The organism is Saccharopolyspora endophytica (assembly GCF_018070075.1).
Classification (GTDB): Bacteria; Actinomycetota; Actinomycetes; order Mycobacteriales; family Pseudonocardiaceae; genus Saccharopolyspora; species Saccharopolyspora endophytica.
Window position 1 is genome coordinate 232,110 of sequence record NZ_JAGPXE010000006.1, and the last position, 23,210, is coordinate 255,319.

19 protein-coding genes are annotated in these 23,210 nt (G+C 65.6%); 6 read left to right on the forward strand and 13 right to left on the reverse strand.

What is annotated here, in order from left to right:
* Positions 1-23 precede the first annotated feature (23 nt).
* The 5 genes from KBO27_RS16500 to KBO27_RS16520 form a co-directional block, all read right to left on the reverse strand.
* Positions 24-800: a 3-hydroxybutyrate dehydrogenase gene (locus KBO27_RS16500; protein ID WP_210970879.1), complete on the reverse strand. Its 777-nt coding sequence runs from the start codon at positions 798-800 to the stop codon at positions 24-26.
* A gap of 109 nt (positions 801-909) precedes the next feature.
* Entirely contained in the window at positions 910-1,890 is a 981-nt protein-coding gene (locus tag KBO27_RS16505; RefSeq protein ID WP_210970880.1) for a DUF2157 domain-containing protein, read from the reverse strand.
* A 191-nt stretch (positions 1,891-2,081) separates the two neighbouring features.
* The gene (locus KBO27_RS16510) at positions 2,082-2,672 is read right to left on the reverse strand and encodes a hypothetical protein (RefSeq protein ID WP_210970881.1); all 591 of its coding nucleotides are present in this window, start codon (positions 2,670-2,672) and stop codon (positions 2,082-2,084) included.
* Positions 2,673-2,734: 62 nt separating this feature from the next.
* On the reverse strand, positions 2,735-2,896 hold the full coding sequence (locus KBO27_RS16515; protein ID WP_210970882.1) for a hypothetical protein: 162 nt from the start codon (positions 2,894-2,896) through the stop codon (positions 2,735-2,737).
* Positions 2,897-3,518: 622 nt separating this feature from the next.
* Positions 3,519-6,875 carry a DEAD/DEAH box helicase gene (locus KBO27_RS16520; protein ID WP_307870445.1) on the reverse strand — a complete coding sequence of 1,119 codons (3,357 nt, stop codon included), beginning with the start codon at positions 6,873-6,875 and terminating at the stop codon, positions 3,519-3,521.
* A gap of 400 nt (positions 6,876-7,275) precedes the next feature.
* Between KBO27_RS16520 and KBO27_RS16525 the strand changes: the two genes are divergently transcribed.
* Both KBO27_RS16525 and KBO27_RS16530 read left to right on the forward strand, forming a co-directional pair.
* Positions 7,276-8,037 (forward strand): 3-oxoacyl-ACP reductase, encoded by a 762-nt coding sequence (locus KBO27_RS16525; protein ID WP_210970884.1) that lies wholly within the window; start codon positions 7,276-7,278, stop codon positions 8,035-8,037.
* Between the two features lie 76 nt (positions 8,038-8,113).
* Positions 8,114-8,269 carry a hypothetical protein gene (locus KBO27_RS16530; RefSeq protein WP_210970885.1) on the forward strand — a complete coding sequence of 52 codons (156 nt, stop codon included), beginning with the start codon at positions 8,114-8,116 and terminating at the stop codon, positions 8,267-8,269.
* Between the two features lie 656 nt (positions 8,270-8,925).
* Here KBO27_RS16530 and KBO27_RS16535 read toward each other — a convergent pair.
* The 5 genes from KBO27_RS16535 to KBO27_RS16550 form a co-directional block, all read right to left on the reverse strand.
* Positions 8,926-9,468: a hypothetical protein gene (locus tag KBO27_RS16535; RefSeq protein ID WP_210970886.1), complete on the reverse strand. Its 543-nt coding sequence runs from the start codon at positions 9,466-9,468 to the stop codon at positions 8,926-8,928.
* An 80-nt stretch (positions 9,469-9,548) separates the two neighbouring features.
* The gene (locus KBO27_RS16540; RefSeq protein WP_210970887.1) at positions 9,549-11,375 is read right to left on the reverse strand and encodes a DUF262 domain-containing protein; all 1,827 of its coding nucleotides are present in this window, start codon (positions 11,373-11,375) and stop codon (positions 9,549-9,551) included.
* Positions 11,376-11,915: 540 nt separating this feature from the next.
* Positions 11,916-12,497, reverse strand: a complete 582-nt coding sequence (locus tag KBO27_RS34595) for a flavin reductase family protein (protein WP_307870446.1) — start codon at positions 12,495-12,497, stop codon at positions 11,916-11,918.
* A gap of 384 nt (positions 12,498-12,881) precedes the next feature.
* Positions 12,882-13,052 carry a hypothetical protein gene (locus KBO27_RS33700; protein WP_246537434.1) on the reverse strand — a complete coding sequence of 57 codons (171 nt, stop codon included), beginning with the start codon at positions 13,050-13,052 and terminating at the stop codon, positions 12,882-12,884.
* Positions 13,049-14,614: an acetoacetate--CoA ligase gene (locus KBO27_RS16550; protein WP_307870447.1), complete on the reverse strand. Its 1,566-nt coding sequence runs from the start codon at positions 14,612-14,614 to the stop codon at positions 13,049-13,051. The genes KBO27_RS33700 and KBO27_RS16550 overlap by 4 nt, the downstream gene beginning before the upstream one ends.
* A gap of 145 nt (positions 14,615-14,759) precedes the next feature.
* On the opposite strand from KBO27_RS16550, the gene KBO27_RS16555 reads away from it, so the two are divergent.
* Positions 14,760-15,428, forward strand: coding sequence for a recombinase zinc ribbon domain-containing protein (locus KBO27_RS16555; RefSeq protein ID WP_307870458.1), 669 nt, complete (start codon positions 14,760-14,762; stop codon positions 15,426-15,428).
* 368 nt (positions 15,429-15,796) lie between these two features.
* On the opposite strand, the gene KBO27_RS16560 is transcribed toward KBO27_RS16555, so the two are convergent.
* From KBO27_RS16560 to KBO27_RS16570, 3 genes are all read right to left on the reverse strand, one after another.
* On the reverse strand, positions 15,797-16,756 hold the full coding sequence (locus tag KBO27_RS16560) for an electron transfer flavoprotein subunit alpha/FixB family protein (RefSeq protein WP_210970888.1): 960 nt from the start codon (positions 16,754-16,756) through the stop codon (positions 15,797-15,799).
* A gap of 30 nt (positions 16,757-16,786) precedes the next feature.
* Positions 16,787-17,569: an electron transfer flavoprotein subunit beta/FixA family protein gene (locus KBO27_RS16565; RefSeq protein WP_210970994.1), complete on the reverse strand. Its 783-nt coding sequence runs from the start codon at positions 17,567-17,569 to the stop codon at positions 16,787-16,789.
* 236 nt (positions 17,570-17,805) lie between these two features.
* Positions 17,806-19,275 (reverse strand): aldehyde dehydrogenase family protein, encoded by a 1,470-nt coding sequence (locus KBO27_RS16570; RefSeq protein ID WP_210970889.1) that lies wholly within the window; start codon positions 19,273-19,275, stop codon positions 17,806-17,808.
* Positions 19,276-19,359: 84 nt separating this feature from the next.
* On the opposite strand from KBO27_RS16570, the gene KBO27_RS16575 reads away from it, so the two are divergent.
* The 3 genes from KBO27_RS16575 to KBO27_RS16585 all read left to right on the forward strand — a co-directional run bounded on the left by KBO27_RS16575 (position 19,360) and on the right by KBO27_RS16585 (position 23,207).
* Positions 19,360-20,136 (forward strand): IclR family transcriptional regulator, encoded by a 777-nt coding sequence (locus KBO27_RS16575; protein WP_210970890.1) that lies wholly within the window; start codon positions 19,360-19,362, stop codon positions 20,134-20,136.
* A 144-nt stretch (positions 20,137-20,280) separates the two neighbouring features.
* Positions 20,281-21,366 (forward strand): zinc-binding dehydrogenase, encoded by a 1,086-nt coding sequence (locus tag KBO27_RS16580; protein WP_246537484.1) that lies wholly within the window; start codon positions 20,281-20,283, stop codon positions 21,364-21,366.
* Between the two features lie 704 nt (positions 21,367-22,070).
* Positions 22,071-23,207 carry a CaiB/BaiF CoA transferase family protein gene (locus KBO27_RS16585; protein WP_210970892.1) on the forward strand — a complete coding sequence of 379 codons (1,137 nt, stop codon included), beginning with the start codon at positions 22,071-22,073 and terminating at the stop codon, positions 23,205-23,207.
* Positions 23,208-23,210: the final 3 nt, after the last annotated feature.

Here is a 23,210-nt window from a genome sequence, read left to right on the forward strand (position 1 = left end):
CAGGATGTCCGGCAGCAGCACGGCTAGTGCGCGGTCCACCCGCCGTCGAGGGACAGCGAGCTTCCCGTCATCGAGGCGCACTGGTCGCCGCTGAGCCACAGAACGGATTCGGCGACCTCGCTGGGTTCGATCAGCCTCTTGATGCCGGTTCGGGAGAGGAGGACGCGTTCGGTCACCTCGTCCTCGCTGATCTGGTGGGCCCGCGCTTGGTTGGTGATCTGGTCCTCCACCAGCGGGGTGCGCACGTACCCCGGGTTGATGCAGTTGCTCGTGACCCCGAACTCGGCACCTTCGAGAGCGGCGGTCTTGCTCAACCCCTCCAGAGCGTGCTTGGCCGAGACGTACGCCGACTTGTACGGACTCGCGCGCAGGCCGTGGACGCTGGAGATGTGCACCAGGCGTCCCCACCGCTGGGAGTACATGTGCGGAAGGCACTGCTGCATGAGCAGGAACGGTGCCAGGACCATCACCTTGTGGATCAGGGAGAACCGGTCGGCTGGGAACTCGTGGATCGGAGCCACGTGCTGCAACCCGGCGTTGTTGACGAGGATGTCGATCTCGCGAGGTAGTTCTGCGATCGCCTCGGAGTCCGACAGATCGACGACGTGGGAGTCCCCGTTGATCTCGGTCGCGACGGACGCAGCGCTGCGCTGGTCGACGAGGTGCACCGCGGCGCCGGCCGCGGCCAGCGCCTCAGCGCAGGCCTTGCCGATCCCACCCGCGGCGCCGGTGACGAGAGCGACCTTGCCCTCCAGCGCGCGTGCGTTCGCCGCGGTGTTGCGCGGGTCACTTGTGGCCATGACGGACAAGGTAGGACGCCTGCCCGAGCGATGGCATGTGGTGTCAACACACAAACATCACGGGCCCCATGTGCGCGTGCCACATGAACGCAGCCGCGCTCGGCCTGCCTCAGCGCTGCTCGGGTGCGGGGGCTCGCCTTCGCAGGCGAAGGCCCAGCGCCGAGGCGGCGAGGAACACCACCCCCACCAGCAGCACCACGACCGGCCCGCCGAGCGCACCACCCGTCCAGTCCCAGACCGCTTCGGGCACCGCGACCGTCACGGCGAGCACGCCCAGCGCCAGCAACACCACGGCCCGCTCGACCAGGTAGCCGCCGAAGCAGAGCAACCCGATCACCAGGGTCAACCCGTAACCCACCCACGACGGGCCCAGGCCCACTGCGTACTGCGCCCCGGCCAGAGCGATCAGCACGCCCGCCCCGAGGACCGGGCGGCGGTGACGCACCACGCCGAGAACAGCGAGTGCGGACCACACGGCGCCCAGTGCCACCAAGCCCGTCGTGTGGGCCGGTGACGAGCTGTCGAACCATTCGGCAACCGCGGCGGCCACCACGCCGACGCTGAACCCGACGGCCACCAGCAGAACGGGAAGCCCGCCCACCACGACGTATCCGAACAAGGCGACGAGCAAGCCGGTGGCCGAGGCCGCCAACGACTCGAGCACGTCAACCCCGCTTCCGACGGCGAGCGCAGCCGTGCAGGAAGCCAAGGCGATCAGGGCGGACACGATCCGGCTGCGCGCAGACGGTTCCGCATCGCCGAACGCGTGCAGCGCACGCGGCCCGCCGGCCATGACCAGTCCAGCGCCCATCAAGGCGAGGGTCGCGGCGACCAGCAGGCCAACGCGCGCGGAGACCGCCAGGTCTTCCCAGTACATCCCCACCAGCAGAACGGCACCACCGAGGACCAGCGCACCGCCGATGTAGCCGAGCACCTCCCACACAGCGGTGCGCGAGCCCCAGGCCGCACCCCGCTCGCGGTCGAGCTCGTCGAGAACGGCTTCGACCTGCTCACGGGAGAGCACACCCCGCTCGCCCAACCGCTCCAGGCGTGCGCGTTGCTCCGAGGAAAGCCGCTGCGAGTTGCTCATCGACGGCATTACAGCATCACCACAGCCACAAGTCCTTAGGTGCTTCTACTCAATTGCCCGCCCCTCGATCAACCTGAGCAACCCCGCTCCTGTCCGTTGGGGATGCTGATGCGGCCTCAAGGTGGTGATCGACGATCACCACCACGGGAACGGGACTTGGCCGATACGACGGCCGGTGCTGTCAGACGGTGTCAGCCGAACCGTGATTCCATCCATTCTCCCGGGGACAGGGTGGAGGTGCGGATCTCGTCCCAAGTGTCCGCGAACCCGCCCAGTTGGGCGCTGACTCGGCCGTGCTGTTCGTTCTCCGGCCGGACTTTGGTAACGACCTCGCCCAGCAGGTTGACGCCGTCGTCGCGGATGTCGCTAGCGGGGACGGCTCTCGCGGCGGTTGGCGAGGTGGTGATCGCCGATGGACTGCACGCGGTACGCGAGTTGCGCGGCGGGCATGGTCGTTGCGCCCGCGTGCGCGCCCTCCCCAGCCGAATCGGCCAGGGCGTAACGGCCGAAGTAGCTCTGCGGGATCCGGCAGTCGTCACCGCGCCGCTCAACGAAGAAGGCGTGACCGCGGCTGTTGATCCGGATGTTGGCGACCCCCGGCCGCGCCGCCTCAACTCGGCGACGACCTCGGTGAGGTCGTCCAGGCTGCGTTCGGCGCCGGAGTCCGGGAACGTGGTTTCGCGCAGCAGGTTGGCGGTGTCGCCGCAGGCGTTGGTGAAGTTCGCGGTGAGCCACTGGTAGACCTGCGGCGGGTTCAAGTCGCCCTGGCCCGCGTCGCGCACGCGATGCTCGCCGACGGTCTCCTCTCAAGTGAACCCAGGTTGTCTCGAGTGGCCCGTTGCCTTCATTCACCTTCTGCTGAGAGATCGGAGTGGCGCCGCAGCTCATCGGCCGCGGGCTCGTCGCCTCGTGGCTCGTTTGCGGTGGGTGAGGTGACTTCCGCCTCCTGGCCTCCCTCGGCTGGATCCGACGAATGCACCCGTGCAGGCTGGTCCTGCTGCGTCATGACATCAACCTTTCCCTGGCACCGTGCCTGGTGGAACGCGGTGCGAGGCTGGTAACCACGTGGTTCCCCGCCTCCCGGGGCCGTAAACGTCGTTCTCGTGAGGCTTCCTGCCGGGCAGGCTCCGCTCGCCCGCGCGTGGAGCCGAGTTCAGTACTGCTCAAACATGACCAGGAGAGTGGAGTGGAAGCGTTGAACGACCTGGTGCGATCATGGCCTGAAACTGAAACGTTCAGGCAGGCAGCGGAACTCCTCGGACAAGCCGACCGTACGCTTGCCGAGGTCTCTCTCACAGTCGTCGCCGAAGACGTGAACGCACCGATTCAGCAGCGATTCACTGCGGCCTCGCACTTGGTGAGCAGGCTGGACGCGGAACCTGACCTGTTGCTGTCATTGGTGATGAGCCGCGACATCGAGAGGGAAAGTAGTAGACCGACTCGAGCGCTGATCGTCGAATCGGGGAGATCGCCTCCTATACCTTGGCTGGGTTCAGTGGGGAAACATCCTGGTGGATTGATCTCGGACGCGTGTGTCAGGTGTCGCCATGGAGACGTCGCCGGTCAGCTCATCCACGGCGACGGGTGCTTCGGCCTCGCGCAGGCGACACCATCTGTGCGCGAACACCTCACCGCCACTCGTGAACGGGGAGCGACGCAGCGAGCCGATCGAAGAAGCGGAGATCCTTCCAGAGCTCTCGATTGCCGACGACGTAGAACCGTCGTTTTGCCCTGGAAACCGCTACGTTGAGCAGGTTCGGGCGTTCGGCTGCCCACAGGCGCGCGCCGGAACTTTTCGGAGCGCTCCCCAGCACGAGGACGATGACGTCGGATTCCTTGCCCTGCACGGTGTGCACGGTCCCCACGTTGCGCTTCGCGAATTCAGGGCCGACGTGCGCGCTGAGCCGGCTCTTGGCTCCTCTGACGACGTCGCGGAACGGGCTGATCACCCGGACGTCATCCAGGTCGATTTCCTGCGCCACCAGTTGTTCGAACAGATCGGTGAGCGCGTTTCCCTCATCGCCAACCCAATGGCCGGTGGAGATCTGGCTCCGGACGTCGATCCAGCGGTTCTCGTCCGGGAACCGACCAGTGTGCTGGGTTCCGTAGACCATGAGCGTTCCGCCGTAGGCGATGTCGTTCGACACTTCGAACATCGGTCGGTCGCAACGTCGGTGGACGCGCAGGGGAGCGCCCACCCAGACCTGCTCGTCGCTGTCCTGGAGGGGCAGCGCGGTCCCGTGACGGGTGAGCCTGTCGGCCACGCCCTGAGCTGAGGTCGTCTCCGGAGTCCACTGCTCGTCGACCTGGTGATGACGGCTCAGCGCGTGTTGTGCCGAGGTCGGCAGCGTCACGATCGGCTCCAGCTGCTGCGGATCTCCCACCACGACCGCCCGTTGGCAGCGCCACAGGCCGCCGACCACCTGCTGCGGGGTGGCCTGGCCTGCTTCGTCGACGAGGAGCCAGCCCAGGCTCTCGCGACCGAGACCGGTGAAAAGGCGAGGCAGTGAGGCGAACGTCGTCGAGATCATCGGCACGACCAGGAACAAGGACTGCCAGGCCGCCAACCTCGCCGCCGAGGAGGGCTTGGCGTTGCCCTGCAAGATCTCGGTCATGACGCTGAGGTTCCCGCGGATCCGGTTGCTGGAGTGCAAGATGAAGGCGCGGTGCAATCGCAGCGCCTTCAGGAACAGCCGGTTGCGGGCCGTGACGTACTCCTCGTCGGACCACGGTGCGCACTTCTGGAACTCGTCGTCGTCAGAGAAGTCGTCGGGGATCGGCACATGGCCGGGCCATCGGTCGCGCGCCTGAGTCACCTGGCCCTGAGCCACGTCGAGCTCGTACGAGGCCGCGGCGCGTGCGTCCTCCGCCTTCTGCAGCTCGGTCAGTTTCGCGCTCAGTCGCTGCTGGAGTCGTTCCTGCGTCCCTTCGGCGTCGCGGAGCTTCTTCTTCGCCGCATCCCGAGTCTCCTCGAGACGCTCGTGCTTGGCCTGCCAGTCACGCGGTGCCCGGAACCACGTGGCCAACGTGACCCATAATCCCGGCCGGTGCCGGAGGTGGCTCTCGTAGTCCTCGTCGGCATCGCGGAACACCCGGTCGGCACGCCGCACCTCGGCGTCGCTGGTGGCCAAGTCCTTTCTCACCAGGGCGCACAGAGCGTCGGCGTCGGCGAACGCCCTCTTGGCCTCATCCCACCGCCGACGGCAACTGCTCTCCGCGGTGATCGCGTCAGCGGCGTGCTGCCGCGTCTCGGCGAGGCGGTCCACTTCCTCGCGGGCACGGCGGAAGTCGGTGACCGCGGTGTCCCAGTCGTCGACCGCGTCTGGATCGTGGGCGGCTTCCTTGAGGAGCTGGTACATGCCCACGGCGCCCGATGGGGCGGCGTCCTGGGAGTCCTGGTTCTGCGAGGTCCTGTAGTTGCCCCACCAGAAGCGCTTGGCGAACGTGTTGCGGTACTGGAGATTGCCGAGCGTTGCCGCGACCAACCCCCACGCCTCGGCGTCGAGGACGTGCGAGGCCAGGTCGGTGAAGTAGTCGGCGCCGAGCGCTTCGTCGGTGTATCCGCGCACGGCGTCGATCCCGGGAACCTCAGCGGTGACGTTCTTCGCCGCGTCGTTGGTGGCAGTGGCGAGGACGATCTCGAAGCCGCTCAACGCGCAGGACACGCCGTAGACCGGCGTGGGGATCTTCTTCGGCCCCACCGGAACGAGTTCGAGGCGCTCGGTGAAGCCCTCCGACGGGGACGCGAGTTCGGCGAGGCGGCTCGCGCGCTCGAGGACGATCGCGGAGAGCACGTCGCGCAGCAACGTGGTCTTGCCGGTGCCCGGCGGACCGTTCACCGAGAACAGCCCTGCGTTGTCGCGGAGCTCGGCGACGACGCGGTTGACGGCGAACTGCTGGCTGAGCACGAGCGGCTTGGCCGGGTCGCCGGGCCACCGCGCGGCCGGGACGTGCTGCGGTTCGACACCGGCGATCACCGCGTCCGGGCGCGCCCGGACGTCGACCCGGCGCGCGGTGTCGAGCGCGCTCTCGTCGGTCAGGTAGTTCCGCAAGGCAGCGCCCACGTCGTCCCTGGCCACCGCGTCCGCGACATGGCTGAGGTCGTTGGCGATGTGGCTGTTGAGGAAGTCCTGATCGGCGGAGTCGTCGCGGATCGGTATCGCACGGCACCGGACGCGCACCCCGGTGGCGTTGAGGGAATCGCGCACGCCCAGCGCCGCGGCCATCTCGGCGACGAAATCGTGCAGTGCCGAGGCGGTGATGAGAAGGCGCGGTGCGCTCGGTTGCGCGGTGGCGGTCTCGGAACCAGTTCCGTCGTCTTCAGTGTCGCCCGGGCCGAGCACGCTCTCGGTGAACGCTCCCGCAGCGGCACCGGCGACACCGCCGAGAACCGGGCCCACGGCGGTCTCCGTCGCTGTTTTGACAGCCGTGCCCGCGGCTTCGGCTCCGGCGCTCCACGCATCGATGCCCGCGGACTTCAAGCGGTCGCCGAAGGCGCGCACGACTCGATCGAACGGGCCGGAGGTCGTCTTGCCGTCGTGTTCCTCGTCGGTGGAGGAGCGACGTTCCGGCGGCACCAGCTTGTCCATCGCCTCGGCGAACGCCCGTTCCTCCTCGTCGAACCCGTCGAGGGTGTTGGGATCCAGCCTGGAGGAGGTCAGCTTCCCCAGCGTCCAAGCGCAGGCCGACAGGGTCGCGCCGTTCTCGATCAGGCACCCGTCGGCGTCGATCGTGAGCGCGAACAGGGCGGTGCGCCCGTCGCTCGGTCGTTCCTCCCTCGTGTCCTGCCCGAACGCCTCCACCAGCGCCTCGGCCACGGCCGATCGGGAGTACAGGCCGCCGTAGACGGTGAACTGCCACGTGTACCGAGGGGGGATCGGATCGTCGAGGAGCGGGTGCCCCGACTCCCACGGGGCGAGTTCTCCCGCGTCCAGGTCGAAGATCTGCTCGGGGGCACCGCGGCGGTAGGGTTTCGTCTTCGGCACGTCTTGCGGACTGAGCATCTCGACGCTTCGCCAGAAGCGGACGATGTTCGCAGACCGGCTGTCACCCACAGAATTCCCCCAGTGCCGTCGCGCAGTGTGTTCATGTGATTACCGCTCGGAGCAAGGGGCACTGTAGAACATGATCGGCTTCCCGTGGGCGGCAAGCGCGAGATCTCGTCGTCCGCCGTCACCACACGGGGCGTGGGACGTCCTCCGGCAGAAAACCTGTCCTGAGAAATTGCGCTTCGCTCGATCTCTCGCTACCGCGGAGGTGGGGCACCGTTGTCATATCCTCTGTCGAAATGTGGCTGAGGGCCAAGCGAAAGACGCGTTCTCCACTTAGCAGGTCACGGGTACCGGGGGCGCCGGTGTCTGACTTCCGGCCGCTACCGTGCGGCGTATGGATTTCGCCGACCAGCTTGTCGTGGTGACCGGAGGCGGGCGCGGACTGGGCGCCGCGTTGGTGCGCGCGTTCACGAAGCAGGGCGCGCGCGTCGTGATCGACTATCGCCGCAGCCGTGAGCAGGCGGAAGCGCTGGCCCGCGAGCTCGGCGACCAGGTGATCGCCGTCGCGGCCGACGTCACCGACCAAGCCCAGGTCGATTCCCTGTTCGCCACGGCCCATGAGCGTTTCGGGGCTCCGGTGACGACGGTGGTCAACAACGCTCTTGCCGATTTCACCTTCAACGGCGACGCCCGCTCGCACGCCGACGCGATCACGTGGGACGAGTTCGCCGGGCAGTTCGAGGGCAGCGTCCGCGGTGCGCTGCACACCACGCAGGCGGCTCTGCCGGGCATGCGAGAGCTCGGTGCCGGCCGGATCATCAACGTCGGCACCAACCTGTTCCAGAACCCGGTCGTTCCCTACCACGACTACACGGCTGCGAAGGCGGCTCTGCTGTCGTTGACCCGCACCCTCGCTGCCGATCTCGGTCCCGATGGCATCACGGTCAACATGGTTTCGGGCGGGCTGCTGCGCACCACCGACGCGAGCGCCGCCACTCCCGAGGCGGTGTTCGACGCGATCGCCGCGAACACGCCGTTGCGTCGCGTGGTGACACCCGAGGAATTCGCCGACGCGGCCCTGTTCTTCGCCTCGCCCTGGTCGCGGGCCGTCACGGGCCAGAACCTGGTGGTCGACGGCGGCCTGGTCAACGACTGAGCAGACACCTCGGAGGTTCCGAGCCGACATCGACAAAGTTCACGAGGCGCACGATGACCGACACGACGAATCCGACGTGTCGGTCGAGGTCCTGCGTCAGGTGATGAACAGGGCACTGGACAACCTGCGGACGCGCGTCGGCGAGCGGCTGGCACTCGAAAGCGACTTCTTCTGGTCAGTGCCACCAGGACTTAGCTACGTACCCAGCCGGATCTTCGTGCGTGCGGGCTGACCGTCGGCCAGCTCTCGGAATCCTGCAGAAACCTCACGTGCTTGAGCCACCGGTGCGCTGAAGTCTTGGGCCACGATGACAGCTCCATACAACAGCTGCGCAGGGTAAACCAGACGGAACGCTAGATCGCCTGGTTGCAGACCCATCCGCCGAAGGCCCGAATCGATGGACCTCGCGAGGTGTGCCGGGTCGCCGTAGTCGCTGAGCTGAGGGCCTAGATGTTCTTCGCGGCGTGGTGAGGCCGAAGATGAGTTCGGGTATGTGCGCATCGGAAGGGATTTGCATTCCCACGGGTAAGGACAAAGGTCAGGGTGCTGAGGTGTTGAGTGCTTCACAACACGTGCATCAAAAACCCCAGGCCAAGAGCTTGACCTGGGGTTGATTCTGTGTCCGAGGGGGTTGCGCACTAACCACACGGAGTCAGCTTCCCGGCAGACGATGAAGCAGAGGGCGTTTGCTGTCAGGTGTCCCGTCGCGGGCATGCCTGGTACAGGGACTTTAGCTGTGTGAACTACGGAAACGTCGCGTAAGAAAGAGCTGGGACCGATGTTGCGGCGTGTCCCGACACGTCCCAAATAGGTCCTGGGCAGCACCGGCCGCAGCGTCCGGACTCGATCCGGAAGCCCGGGTCTGCCCAGGGATGGGGTGCGGCAGCACTATGTTCGTTCGCTTGCTCCGTACTGGCTGGTGGACCGCAAGAGCTCGGCCGGTGCGTCGGTGTCGGTGTCCCAGAGCTGGATGAGGTAGTCCTCTACGGGCTCGGGTGGGGCGCCGTCGATGTCGGTGTCACGCCCGGTGGCGTGGATGCGGGCGCGGCACCGCCCACCGGCTATCGCCAGCGGTGTGCGTAGTTCGGGAGCTGGTTCCAGCATCAGCCCCGCGACATGGAGCTCGCCGTGCGGAACTTGCAGGTCGAGTTCGATGACGTCTTCCCAGCCGTGCAGGTCTGGCGGTGGAGCGCTGTCGAAGCGCTCCACCACCAGGTTGATCTCTCCGGTATGAATTCCAGTGCTGAGGGCGAGGATCCCGGCTGCACTGGTGGCCAGCCCGTTGTCCCGCCACGACAGCCGGCCACCGTCGGTGGGATAGGTCCGTGCGTCCAGTAAAAAGAACTGGTGATGGCTCACAGGAACTGTTCCCGAGAGACGGCGCAGTGGCTGTGTCATGGCGATCAGGCTAGCCCGCGGTTTCTTCGACATGAAACGAATCTGAGCGTCAGATCCACAGGACACGGGTTTCGCTGAACTGCAACGGATTGCACCGCACCAGGGATCTATTGCTAGTTCTCGTCTGAACCATCCAGCTCGAACCGGTCGGAGGTTTCCCATGCCTCGCCTGGTCCAAGGTCGCGTGGAACAGCTTTACCCATGGCGTTCTCGACCAACTTGCTGAGGGCCTCGCGTCGCCGGGAGAAAAACGCGGTCTGGTCATCGGCACGGAGTTCAGTTGCCGGCACCAGATGACTGGCGATCAGCTGGTCCAGCTGGTACGTGCTGATCTGAGCTTTGGCTTCGATCTGTGCTAGGTACTTCGATGGGGCTTTACCGCCGATGGTGCGGTTAGTGCGCGCGCTGATCGCTGTTTTGTTGACGATCGACTCGCGCTGCTCCACGTCGACACCGTTATCGGCGCACCACTTCTGCGGGAAGATATGGTGGATGTCGACATCAAGGCTGCGGTACTGCACCTTGTCGAACTTCTTGTCTTCCATCCAGTCCCGCGCGCCCTCAGCGAGCAGTAGCGCATAGATTCCCTTGTAAGCTGCGGCATTGCGCGTCCGCAGCGAGTGGAGGCGGGACTCGACGAAGGTCGCGTCGCCGATGGTTCGTGGTACTTCGTCGGTGTCGCCGAGCGTCCATTGCGGGACCTGCTCAATGTCACGCACGAAACGACTTTCGATCGCACTGCCGTAGAGCTCGCCGAGAATTCCGCACCAGAACCACTCCACGAGCCGTTTGCGTGGTCCCAAGAGGTCGGCATCCTTGCCCATGATTACCTTGATCGCCGCGAGCGGTACCAATTGCTTGGGGTAGGGCACGAACTTCTCGTCAAAGATGTAAAGGTCCGCGAGGAAGTCGGACGCCCAGATGAAGGCCTCGCGAAGCGGCCCAACCCATTCGAGGTAGTCGGCCAACGTCAGTTTGAGGACGTCTTCGCGCTTGGCTGAGACCGCTGGTGGCCGTGCCGAGTTATCGGCCAGATTGCGCTTGCGGGTCGCGAGCAGCGTGACAGCCTGCAGGAAGTCGGTGTTCTCCAAGCCGGCGAGCACCGGGTAGGCACCGAATTTTGCTTGAGTGTCCTGCCAGTCATCGTTGAGCCGGAAGTCAGTCTCGTTTCGCTCGTAGTACTCACGGTCGCCCGCGAACGTTGCTGTTAGCAGCTCGAAGACGTTCAGCGGCAGACCACCGATGTTAACCTTCTCGAAGACGGTGGCGACCGCCGCTTTGCTGGTGTGTTTGTCGAGCTGGATCGCCGGTATGTGGTACTGGCCGGTTTGGGAGATCACGTTCTTGTGGAATGCCTTGGCGGTACCTGGGTCGTGGCATTCGAACAGCCAGTCGGTCGCCGCGCCGTCGCAAAGCAGGGCCAATGGGAAGTAACCGGCTTCACGCTGCTTCTCCCCGCTTGAGAGGTCCAAGACGATGTCGCGGTCGAAGTTCGTCCTGATCACGCCGTCAGGCGGAACCGAGATGACCGCGTCATCGGTCCGGTCTTCTCCTTCCAGCGCGGTTGCCATGTGCACGAAGTAGCGCCGTCGAAGCAGCTTTCCACGGCTGTCCTTGGTGTTGACGATGCCTTCCCCGCTGAGGGCTTGTGTCAACGAGGTGAGGCGCTGCTGACCGTCGAGCAGCAGGTAGTCGGGTTGTTCCGCGCCGTCGACGGCGTCGCCATCTAGCGGACGCGGTTTGAAGCGGACGTGGTCGTTTCCGGTGTCCAGCAACATCACAACGCCGAGCGGATGCCCTCGGAGGATTGTGATGAGCAGTTGTCGGATCCGTTCGTCCTCCCACTTGTACCCGCGCTGGAAGTCTGGCAGCTGGATTTTTCCGGAACGGCCCCACTCGAGGTACTGGCTGAGGCTGTACTGCGGCGTGTGAAAACCCATTGACTACCCCCATCGAAGCTCAGCGTGACTTGCGCGCGCACTGCCCCCGCAGTGCCGACGAACGGCTCAATTCCCAACTGGCGCCGCCCGGTATGTTTGATCAACTCTAGCGCGTGGTCGTCCTGTCATGAAGCGTGGCGGGCAGAGGGAGCTGGTTCAGCTCTCGGGTTGGGACGGGTTGCGTTGGATGTCCCGCTCGAGTCACGGACCGCCGAGTGCGGGTTTCATCAGGAGCCGCTCGTTGGGACATGTGTGCCTGTTCTGGGGGCGCGCTTCTTGGGCGGCGTTACGGCCGCTGTCGGTGTTCGGATGTGCGGTGGTTGATGTGGCGTCGCTCGCCGCATCGTCAGCCCAGCCTGGTGAAGCCGGGTCTAAGCGGCATCCTCATGTACTCCGGCTGCCTTCGCCGCTGCACGAACGGTCCTGCCCGATCCACGAGATGGACGAACCGCTCTTTCGGTTCCTTGCTTTACTTCGGACCAGCCATCGCCACCACTTCCAGTAGGTGTTGATGGCGGCTGAGGTCGGCGCCGCCGACTGTCACAGGTCGAGGACGATCCGGTCCGATTTCGCGCGGGAGACGCAGATCATCATGCTCTTGCCCGACTCGCGTTCGGCTTCGGAAAGGATCGAGTCCCGGTGGTCGGGTTCGCCGCCGAGCACCGCGACCTCGCACGATCCACAGGTTCCCTCCTGGCACGAGTAGATGACGGGGGCCCCTGCTGCTTCGGCGACATCGACGATCGATACCTCGGGCGGAACGGTCACGGTGATGCCGCTCTGGGCCAGCTCCACTTCGAAGGTCGAGTCCGTGCCACCCTCCTCGACGGTGGCGCGGGCGGCGAAGCGCTCCACGTGCAGGGAACCGGCGGGCCAATGGGCGGAGGCTGCCTGGACTGCGGCGAGCAGCGGCTCTGGTCCGCAGCAGTAGATCAGGGTATCGGGGTCGGGCTCCGACGGGAGGCCGTTGATGTCGAGAAGGCCGCACTGGTCTTGGGGCCTGAGGTGGACTCGCCGGTCGCCGATGGCGATGAGGTGGCAGGTGAAGGCCATCGATGCGGCGGTGCGGCCGCCGTACACGAGACTCCAGTCGGCTCCCGCTCGGTTCGCGGCCTCGATCATCGGCACGACTCGGCGTGATGCCGATGCCACCAGCGATGAAGAGGTAGCGGCTGGCGTCAACCTGGTCGAAGTTGTTGCGGGGGCCGCCGATGCCGACCTCGTCCTCCACGGCCAAGCAGTCGTGCACGAACGACGACCCGCCGCGACCGTGCGGCTCGCGCAGCACCGCGACCTGGTAGGTGGTGAGGTCGGCGGGCGAGGAGCACAGGGAGAACTGCCTGACCAGGGAGTAGTCCCCCAGGTGGAGATCGATGTGCGCGCCAGGCTGCCAGGCTGGCAGCTCGGCGCCTCCGATCCGGCAAGGGTCAGGAGGACCACGCCGTCGGCCATGATTTCCTTGCCGACGACGTTGGCCCGCAGGGGTGCGGTGGGGGGATGTCTTGTTCAGCTCCTCGTTCGATGCGTCTCGCCGATCTGGCGGTAGAAGTCCAGAAGTTGCGGACGGTCGACCGCGTGCTCCTGCACGGCTCCGGGGATGCCGCGGAGGATCGTCTTCACCGGGACCTCGAGCTTCTTGCCGGTGTGGGTGTGGGGAATGCCGGGTGCAGGGATCACCTCGTCGGGGACATGACGTGGAGAGACATCCAGTAGCCGCCGTCGGGTTCTTCCAGGCCGACGACGAGCGCCTCGGTGACCTCGGGGAGATCCTCGACCGCTAGGCAGATGTCGGCGCTGCCCATGCGGTTCCCGGCACGGTTGAGCGTCGCGTCGGAGCGCCCGTGCACCACCACCGAGCCGTCCCCGGTGACGGTCACCCAATCCCCGTGCCGCCACACACCGGGGAAGTGGTCGAAGTAGGCAGCGCGATAGCGGCTGCCGTCGGGGTCGTTCCAGAACCGGATCTGCATCGACGGCATGGGCGAGCTGACGATGAGCTCGCCGACCTCGTCGCTCAGGGGCTCGCGAGCTGGGGACCAGGCGTGCAGGTCCACCCCGAGGCAGCGCACTGCGATCTCGCCCGCGCGGACCGGTTCGGTGGGCACCGGCCCGGCGAAGCCGCTGACCACGTCGGTGCCGCCTGAGGTCGACCCGACCAACACGTCCGGACCGAGCTCCGAGGCCGCCCACTCGTGCAACGGCGCCGTCAGCACTGACCCGGTGCAACCCACGGAGCGCAGAGCGGACAGGTCGAAATCGACGGCGGGACGCAGACCGGAGTCCTTGGTCGCGGCGAGGAATCCCGGGCTGGCCCCGAAGTAGGTCACGCGGCCGTGCTCTGCGAGACCCCACAGATTCGCCGGGGAAGGGGCGCCGTCGAAGCAGTGCACCGTAGCGCCCTGCAGCAGCCCGGCGCTCCGCAGATTCCACATCATCCAGTTCAGCGTCGTGTACCAGAAGAAGTGGTCGCCGGGACCGATGTCCAGGTGCAGGCTCAGCGTTTTGAGGTGCTCCACGATAACGCCGGCGTGGCCGTGCACGATGCCCTTGGGTGGGCCGGTCGTGCCGGAGGTGAACAGCACCCATAGCGGATGCTCCGCCGGGACCGGCAGCGCGGAGACCGGTCCGCCAGTGGGGACCGAGGCGGCGTCCCACACCAGGGCCGGATCTCCGTCGTGGCCTTCGCCGACGAGAATGCTGGCGCGCAAGCTCGGCAGCCCCTTGCGCAGCCGCGAGACGTCCAGGACCCGGTCGACCCACCGGCCGCGATGGTGGTGGCCGGCGGCCGCGACGAGGACTGCCGGCTCCAACTGGCCGAAGCGGCTGCGGGCGGCTTCGGCGATGTCGGTACCGCAACCGGCCCAGATCGCGCCGATGCTCGCCGTGGCGAGGAACGCGATGATCGCTTCCGGGATGTCGGGAAGGTAGCCCACGACCCGGTCTCCCGCGGCGACGCCGAGGTCGGCGAGGGTTGCCGCGAGGGTGGCGACCCGGGCCTCGAGTTCCTGCCAGGTCACGGTGCGCCGGGCACCGGTCTCGTCGTGGCCGACGATCGCGACACCGTCCCGGGGTGACCGGAAGACCTGGGACGCGTAGTTGAGGCGCCCGCCCGGGAACCAGCCGACCCCGGGCATCGGTGCGTCGTCGGTCACGGCACGGGACGGCGTGTCCCAGGCGACTTCGCAGAACTCGGAGACAGCGCTCCAGAAATCGGTCAGGTCCGGACGGACCAGCGCCACAGCTCGTCGTACGACGATCCGAGCGGCGGACCGCCATGCTGGGCGGCGAAGGCGCCGCTCGCGTGCGGTCGGTGGACGGCGGGGGATCGCGAAGCTGGAGCGGACGCGTACCTCGGGAACTCGGCCCTACGTGCTGCGTGGGCGGGTGCGGTGCGGGTTCTGCGGGAGGCGAATGCACGGTGCAGTGATCCGCAAGACCGAGGTGTACTACCGATGCCTGGCCCGGACGATCGCGCCCGGGTCACCGGTCCTGGCCGACCACCCGCGCACCGTGAATCTTCGGGAAGTCGACGTGCTGGATTCGTTGAACAAATGGATCGGACATCTGTTCGCCCCGGACAACGTCGACGGAACGGTCAGGGCGCTGGTCGGATCGCAAACTGATTCTTCTCGGACCAAGAATTCACGCGAAGGCGCGAAGCAGCGTTTGGCTGATGCGCAGACTCAGGTGAGACGGCTTCAGGATGCCATCAAAGCCGGCGCCGATCCTGCGGCGCTGGTTGAGGCGATCAACGACGCACAAGCGACCCGCGCCGCTGCCCAGGCCGAGCTTGACAACAGTCCTGAACCAGCGGCCATCGGTGAAGCCGAGGTCTACGCGATGGTGGATTCGCTCGGGGACGTCGGCTCAGCGCTCAAGGAGGCCAAGCCGGAGAGCCTTGGTCGGCTCTACGAGAACTTGAGCATCGACCTCAAATACGAACCACACGCGAGGACCGTAGAAGCTACGAGCGCACCGCGTGTGGTTAGTGTGCGTGTCCGAGGACGGACTTGCACACTATTCACCCGCGTTCTACTTCCTGAAATGGGTTGAAGCAGGGGGCTTATTGCTGTCCCAGGTGTCCCATTGCGAGCCCGCGTGGGACACCGTGCTGGGACAGGTCGGGTTGTTCTGTGAACTGCGAAAACGCGGATTGATCCGGGTCGGGGACGGGTGTTGCGGGGTGTCCCGACGTGTCCCTGGCCCGGTTTTGAGGCTCCAGCGAGCGTCAGCCAGTGGGCCATAGAGGCGTGTCCCGCAGCGTTCCGCTTGGTCGTGGCGTGCTGTGCGGCCGGGCTCAGGTGGCTGGCGTGTGGTGCTGGTTGGGTAAGGGAAGCCTGGCTCTTCCGGAATGAGGTAATCCAGCCGAGCTGGTGCGGGCCGCGCTCCGGTGGGAGCACGGCCCGCTTTCGCGTCAGGGGTCAGCCTTTGCGTGTGGTGATTTCGTCGGTGAGTTGTGGTGTGACGGTGAAGAGGTCTCCGACGATGCCGTAGTCGGCGATGTCGAAGATCGGTGCTTCGGGGTCTTTGTTGATCGCGACGATGGTCTTGGAGGTTTGCATGCCCGCGCGGTGTTGGATGGCGCCGGAGATGCCGAGGGCGATGTAGAGCTGCGGTGAGACCGTCTTTCCGGTCTGGCCGACCTGGAATTGGTGCGGGTAGTAGCCGGAGTCCACAGCGGCACGCGAGGCGCCGACGGCGGCACCGAGGGTGTCGGCCAGCTTCTCGACGACTTCGAACTGCTCGGCCGAGCCGATACCGCGACCACCGGAGACCACGATGCTGGCCTCGGTGAGCTCCGGGCGATCGCCCGCCTCCGCGGGCTGCCGACCCGTGATGCGGGCGTTGGTCGCGCCGTCGTGGGAAGGCATTTCGACGGCGTGTTCCCCTGCGGCGCCAATGCACTGCTCGACTTCGATGGAGCCGGGCAGAACGGTGATCACCGGGGTGCCCTTGGTGACCTTCGCCTTGGCGTCGTAGGTGCCACCGAACAGCGAGCGCGAGGCCACGCCGTCGGCGTCGATGTCCACGGCCTCCGACAGCAGACCGGAGTCAAGCTTCACCGCGAGCCGCCCGGCGATCTCCTTGCCGTCGACCGACGCGGCAACCAGAACCGCTGCTGGCGACGTCTGAGTGGTCAGGGATGCGAGTACTTCGACCTGCGGGGTGATGAGGACGTCGTCGAGGCCGTTTCCTTCAGCGGCGTAGATCTTCTCAGCGCCGTGTGCCGCCAGCGATTCATACAGCTTGGCGGTGCTGCCGGGCTCGCCCACCACCACAGCCGACGGCGATCCGAGGCGGCGTGCGGCTGTGAGCAGTTCCAGCGTGACCTTCTTGACCTCTCCAGCGCTGTGCTCGACGAGGACGAGAACTTCAGACATGGGTTTTCTCCTTACGTCCCTCGTCGGGTGTTAGAGCAGTTTCTCGCTGGCCAGGAACTCGGCGACGCCCACGCCGCCTTCGCCCTCGTCGGTGACCTTCACACCGCCGGACTTCGGCGGCTTCGGAGCGGAGGCGACCACCTGAGAGCCGGCGCCTGCCAGGCCCACCTCGGAGGCGTCGATCCCCGCGTCGGCCAGCGACAGAGCGCTCACCGGCTTCTTCTTCGCGGCCATGATGCCCTTGAACGACGGGTACCGCGGCTCGTTGATCTTCTCCGTCACGCTGACCACGGCGGGCAGGCCGGACTCGACGGTCAGGATGCCCGCGTCGGTCTCGCGCTCGACCTTCACCGACGAACCGTCGGTGGCGACCTTGCGCGCGAAGGTCAGCTGCGGCCAGCCCAGCACCTCGGCGATCATCGCCGGCACCGCACCCGAGCGACCGTCGGTCGCCTCGTTGCCCGCGATCACCAGGTCGACACCCTCAACGGTGCCGATGACCTTCGCCAGCGCCTTGGCGGTGGCCGGCGCGTCGGTGCCGTGCAACGCCTCGCCGAACAGGTGCACCGCCTTGTCCGCACCCATCGACAGCGCCTTGCGGATGGCATCCGTGGCGCGATCCGGACCCATGCACACCACGGTCACCTCACCGCCCTGAGCCTCCTTGATCGACAGCGCCTCCTCCACCGCGCGCTCGTTGATCTCATCCAACACCGCATCCGCCGACTCGCGGTCCAACGTGTGATCCGCAGCAGACAACTTCCGTTCGGAATACGTGTCGGGCACCTGCTTAACCAACACAACAACATTCATGACCTTTGGTGGCGCTTTCTGGTGAGAGGGTTTTTCCAGTTGGGTAAAGGAGTCGTTGCGCATGGGGTATCGCGTGTCTGAGCTTTTTTCGCGATGGCGTTGCGCTGGATCTCCTTGGTGCCCTCACTGACGGTCGTCAGCGGGCGTCGCGGAAGTAGCGCTCCACTTCGAACTTTGGAGTAGCCATGGCTGCAGATGACATTGGGCGCGATCTCCACGAGGCCGCAACTTTGCGATCAGCCGTCGATGTGTTGGGGGATGCTTAGCGGGTTCCCATCATTCAACGCATCCGGCAAGAACGTGGACGGGAAGTTCTGGAAGGCAACGGGCCGTAGGAACCGGGTGATGGACGCGGTTCCCACAGATGTCGTCGTGGGTGCGGTTGTCGCAGGATATGGTCCGCCATGCTGTTGCGCATAGGTCACCGAGACCCCGGTAGGCCACTGGTTCCACAGAAGGCGACCGGCCTTTTCTGTGAGGATCGGAAGAAGATCCTGGGCAAGAGTAATGTCGCTCGCGGCGTCCGACTCCGCGATGATGGTGGCAGTGAGTTGTCCGGCCAAAGCGCGCGCGAGTTCAGGCACTTCGGCCGGGTCCGAGTACGTCACGATCAGCGCTGCCGGTCCGAATACCTCTGTTATGAGCGCTTCCGGGGCGGCTAGCACTTGGTCGAGAGTGGTGTGGAGGAGTGTCGTTCCTGGCGAAGTGTCGATGCTGTTGGCGCTTTTGAGCAATGTGCTCACCCTGCTGTGCGTCGCCAGCGCCGCCAAGTCCGCCTCGAAACCCTTCTGGATCCGGTCGTTGAGCATCGGCGTGGGGTTGGGCACGTCTGCGTCGCGCAGCATCGCCATCATGGACGACTCGGCTGGGACGAGTAGGAGACCAGGTTTGGTGCAGAGTTGTCCGCGGCTTCCCGTGATCGAGCCGAGAAAGCCATCGACAATCTCCGAGGCACGGCGGGACGCAGCGGTCGGCGCGACGAACGCTGGATTCACGCTGCCGAGCTCACCGTAGAACGGGATCGGCTCCGGGCGTGCATTGGCGATGTCGAAAAGTGCTCTCCCACCACGGATCGAACCTGTGAACGAAGCGGCTCTGATCCTTGGATCCTGGAGTGCTGTGACGCCATTCTCGGTTTCGTGGATCACGCGAAGCAGGTTCTCTGGTGCGCCCGCAGCCCGCCCTGCTGCTCGGACGACGGCCGCAGTCGCGTTCGAGAGGCGTGGATGGCCAGAGTGTGCTTTGACGAGCACCGCGTTGCCGGCGGCTAGCGCCGCAGCTGTATCACCTCCTGCGACGGAGAACGCGAACGGGAAGTTGCTCGCAGCGAACACGAGAACCGGGCCGATCGGCATCAGCATCCGGCGCAGGTCGGGTCGGGGTGCCCCCATCGGCCATTTGGCGTCTGGACGGTCGATCCGTGCGTCGAGGAATGTTCCGTCTGCGACAACATCGGCGAAAAGTCGCAGCTGGAAGGTCGTGCGCTTGAGTTCGCCGACCAAGCGGCCTTCGGGGAGGTTTGTTTCCTCTTGCGCGGTCGCGATCAGATCTTCTGCCGCAGTGTCGAGCGCGTTCGCGATCGCGTGGATGACGCGTGCGCGGCCAGAGTAGGTCACCGCGGCCCACTGCCTTGAAGCCTCGGCCACCGCCGCTACTGCTTCGCACGTCGTCGTAACGGGGGTGTCGGGCAGATCGTCCTCAGTCATGAGAGCTCCATCGTTTCCCGCACGCGGCCCTCTAACCGCGTGATGGCCTCCCATTCAAACCAGCATGTGGCATACGATCGCCAAATGCGATCCGATGAGCGGAACATGAGAACAGGCATGATCGCGCGTGTCGCCGACGTGCTCGGGGCCTTCACTGCGGAGGAGCCTGTGTTGCGCGTGTCTGAGATCGCCCGGCGCTCAGGCTTGGCCAAATCGGTCACGTCCCGCATCGTTGCTGATCTGATCGACGAGGACTTCCTTGAGCGCGCGGATCAGGGTGTGCGGGTAGGCATACGTCTCTTTGAGCTCGGTGAGTTGGCTCAGCGTTCCAAGGAACTGCGTCGGTTCGCACTTGGTGCGATGGCGGATCTACGTCAGGCGACCGGGCTTACGGTGCAGCTGAGCGTGCTCAAGGCCACCGACCAGGTTTATGTCGAGATCCTTCAGGGGCGCGGTACGCAGCTCGACATGCGCTCGCGCGTTGGCGGACGGGTTCCGGCGTATGCGACGGCAGGGGGCAAGGCGGTGTTGGCCCACTTGCCAGAGGAAGCCGTCGAGCAGGCGCTCGCTATCGACATGACCCCACTCGGGCCCCGCACCATCACGGAGCCTGCGCTGTTGCGCCGGCATCTCGCGCGCGTGCGGGTCGAGGGCGTCGCGTACGAGGACGAGGAGTCGAACGTCGGGATCACGTGCGCTGCAAGCGCTATTCTCCGCCCCGACGGTTCACCGATCGCGGCTATCTCCGTCACCGGGCCCGCAGGCCAGATTGATATGAGCCAGTTCGCGCCGGCGGTCAAGACCGCCGCCCTGGGACTCAATCGGCGCATCCGCTCGAACTCGGTCTTCAACAATCTTTGATGTTCCGATGACCGGATCAGTCCTTGGACGACCTCACGGCGTTGCTCTTAGCGTCTGCGGACCGCCCGCATTGGGGCGACGCAACGCAACTGGTCCACAACGGTGTGCCCAGTCGGACTGGAAGGGGTGGCCCGCGTGAAGGCGATGGTCATGTACGCAAGCGATGCGCCGATGGTGCTCGAGGACCTCGATCTTGACAGCCCCGGACCGTGCGAGGTTCGCGTGCGGGTCGAAGCGGCGGGCGTGTGCCACAGCGATGTGCACTACCTAACGGGGGCGCTCCCGGCTCGCACACCGATCGTTCTTGGTCACGAGGGGGCTGGCATCGTCGATGAGGTTGGCGAAGGGGTCACCTCCTGTGGCGTCGGTGACAAGGTCGTGTTCACGTGGCGGCCGCGCTGCGGCGAATGCGAGTTCTGCCTTTCCGGACGCCCGGCGCAATGCGCACTCGGCGGTGTGCACGGCAAGTTCAACGAGTTGCTGCGCGGAGGCACCCGCCTGAGCAAGAACGGTCAGCGATACCACCATTTGATGGGCGACTCGTGCTTCGCCGAGCAAGCCGTAGTGTCACAGGAATCGCTGCTCAAGATTGACGAAGACATCCCTTCGAAGATCGCCGCCATTGTCGGATGTGCGGTGATCACTGGCATGGGAACCGTGCTGAACCGCATTCCGGAAGCCGCGGGGAAGAGCATTGCCATTATCGGCGCCGGCGGCGTCGGCCTATCGGCGGTCATCGCCGCAGAGCTCGTTGGAGCCGCGCAGATCATCGTCGCGGACCTCGTTCCGGCGCGACTCGAGAAGGCCCGTGAGTTGGGGGCGACTCACACCATCGACTCCTCGAATGAAGATTTCGCAGCCCGAGTAATGGATATCACGGGAGGTGGCGCGCACTACGTGCTTGAGGCGATTGGCCGGCAGGCAACGATCCGCGCTGGCTTCGATGCACTCCGTGCAGGTGGGACTGAGATCGTCGTGGGCCTCGGCGCATTGGGCGAGGAACTTTCGGTGCCGATCAACCCGCTCGTGCAGGGCGACCGACGATTGGTCGGCGCGCTCTACGGTTCATCCAATACTCCTCTTCAGCTTCCCGAGATCCTGCGGCTCTACCGCGCAGGCCGGATCCCTCTCGACAAGCTTTTGGACCGCTCGTTCCCTCTAGGAGAGGCGAACCAGGCGATCAAGCATCTGCAGAGTTCGGCGGTCGGGCGACCGATCCTCGTCCCGTGATGGGGCTGTTCGCCCATCAGATACCGGCTTTCGCTGACTGGGTGAACCGGATGCTTGGCCTTCTTCAACCGAGACTTCTCAAAGAGTTCGCGTATTTCCTGTCGAACTTCGAAGGCGAGGCTGAAAGGAACTGCTCGGCGACAACGGGCCGGGGTCCGACGTCTGCGAAGACAGGACTTATGAGGCCGAAAGATAATGCCGGTAGCTATACCAACTCCGCCCGAACCTGTGGCCACGGCTGAATCGCACGGTTTCCAGATCCCTGTGTCGAATCGTAGAACCCTTAAGAGCGCTATTCTCCGCTGGTCGGCAGCCATCAGCGGAGAATGGCGTTTATGGCAACGCTAGGGGAGTATGTCACCCCGCGAACCCTGCGTTTTCGTCACTGGGAAAGACTTAGGGAGCTGCGCGGCGGTGAAAAAATAGCTGGAGGAATGGATGAGTTCCGGAGCGTAAGTGCGCGCAGTCTCGATTGCGGCTGTCCTGTCTGCGCAGTAAGGGTTTCGTTACGCCTCGTGGTCTCTGAGGGGCCGTCGCTCCGACTGTCGCAGCTTGCCCACCGAAAACCTCTACCTCCAGCTGGAGGTGCCAGGCCGTGACCGCCGCGACGGAGTATGGCGACATCGCGGTAAGTCCGCTACCTCAAGGAGGAGGAACGTGTTGATCGCTTTTGGGGTCTTTCCCGAGACCGCAGTAGGTGCGCGATGACCGGGCCGTTGAGCGGAGTCCGGGTCCTCGATTTGACTCGCCTAGCGCCTGGGCCCTACGGCAGCATGCTTCTCGCCGATCTGGGTGCTGAAGTGATTGTCGTCGGCGGTGGCCGCTCGGGTTTGCCGGTTCCTGCACTGTCCCGGGGCAAGGAATTCATCACGCTCGACCTGAAGACTGGGGAGGGACGCGACGCGCTGCGCCGGCTGGCCGCCGAGTCTGACGTGCTAGTCGAAGGATTCCGGCCTGGGGTGGCTGATCGACTCGGAGCGGGCTACGCCGAGCTCAATGCGATCAATCCGCGCCTGGTTTATTGCAGCCTCACCGGGTATGGCCAGACAGGCCCTTTGGCCCAGCGCTCCGGACACGACATCAACTATCTCGCTGTCGGCGGTGCGCTGGGCACGTTCGGGCCGCCGGGGGGCCCGCCCGTCCCGCCGCTGAACCTGGTCGCCGACTTCGCAGGCGGTGGCCTTCTCGCGGCGTTCGGAGTGGTGAGCGCGCTGTACGAACGTGAACGGTCCGGAGTCGGTCAGTATGTGGATGTTGCGATGGTCGACGGCGTGCTGTCCATGATGGGCATGAACTTTGCTGACTGGGGCATCCCCACGTTGTCTCGGCGAGGCGAAGGCGTGCTAACCGGGACCATGCCGGCTTACCGTTGCTATTCCTGTGCTGACGGCCGCTATGTGGCGGTGGGGGCGTTGGAGTACGCGTTTTTTGAGAACCTTTGGCGATCACTGGATCTGGCTGGCGACGTGCCCGACCACCTGGACCCAACGAACTTCGACACCATCGAGAAGGCCCTGACTGATGCCTTCCGGCTCCGCCCGATGGCGGAATGGGCGGAGCACTTTAAGGACATCGACGCCTGCGTCACTCCGGTGTTGGAGCCCGATGAGTTGGGAGATTTCCCCCAGATCGCGGCTCGCTACGAAAACTTCCGGCTGAGCACTGTTCCTGCGGTACCGGTCTATTCCAGGACTCCGGCTGAGGCCGGCCCCACCGAGACCGCCAACGCTACCGAGCGGGTGCTGGGCCGATTCGGGCTTTCATCCGACGACGCCGCCAAGGCTGCCGGGCCTCGTGACGGCGCGGCCGTTACCGGTCTGTGCTGGCCGCCGCTGCTGTGAACC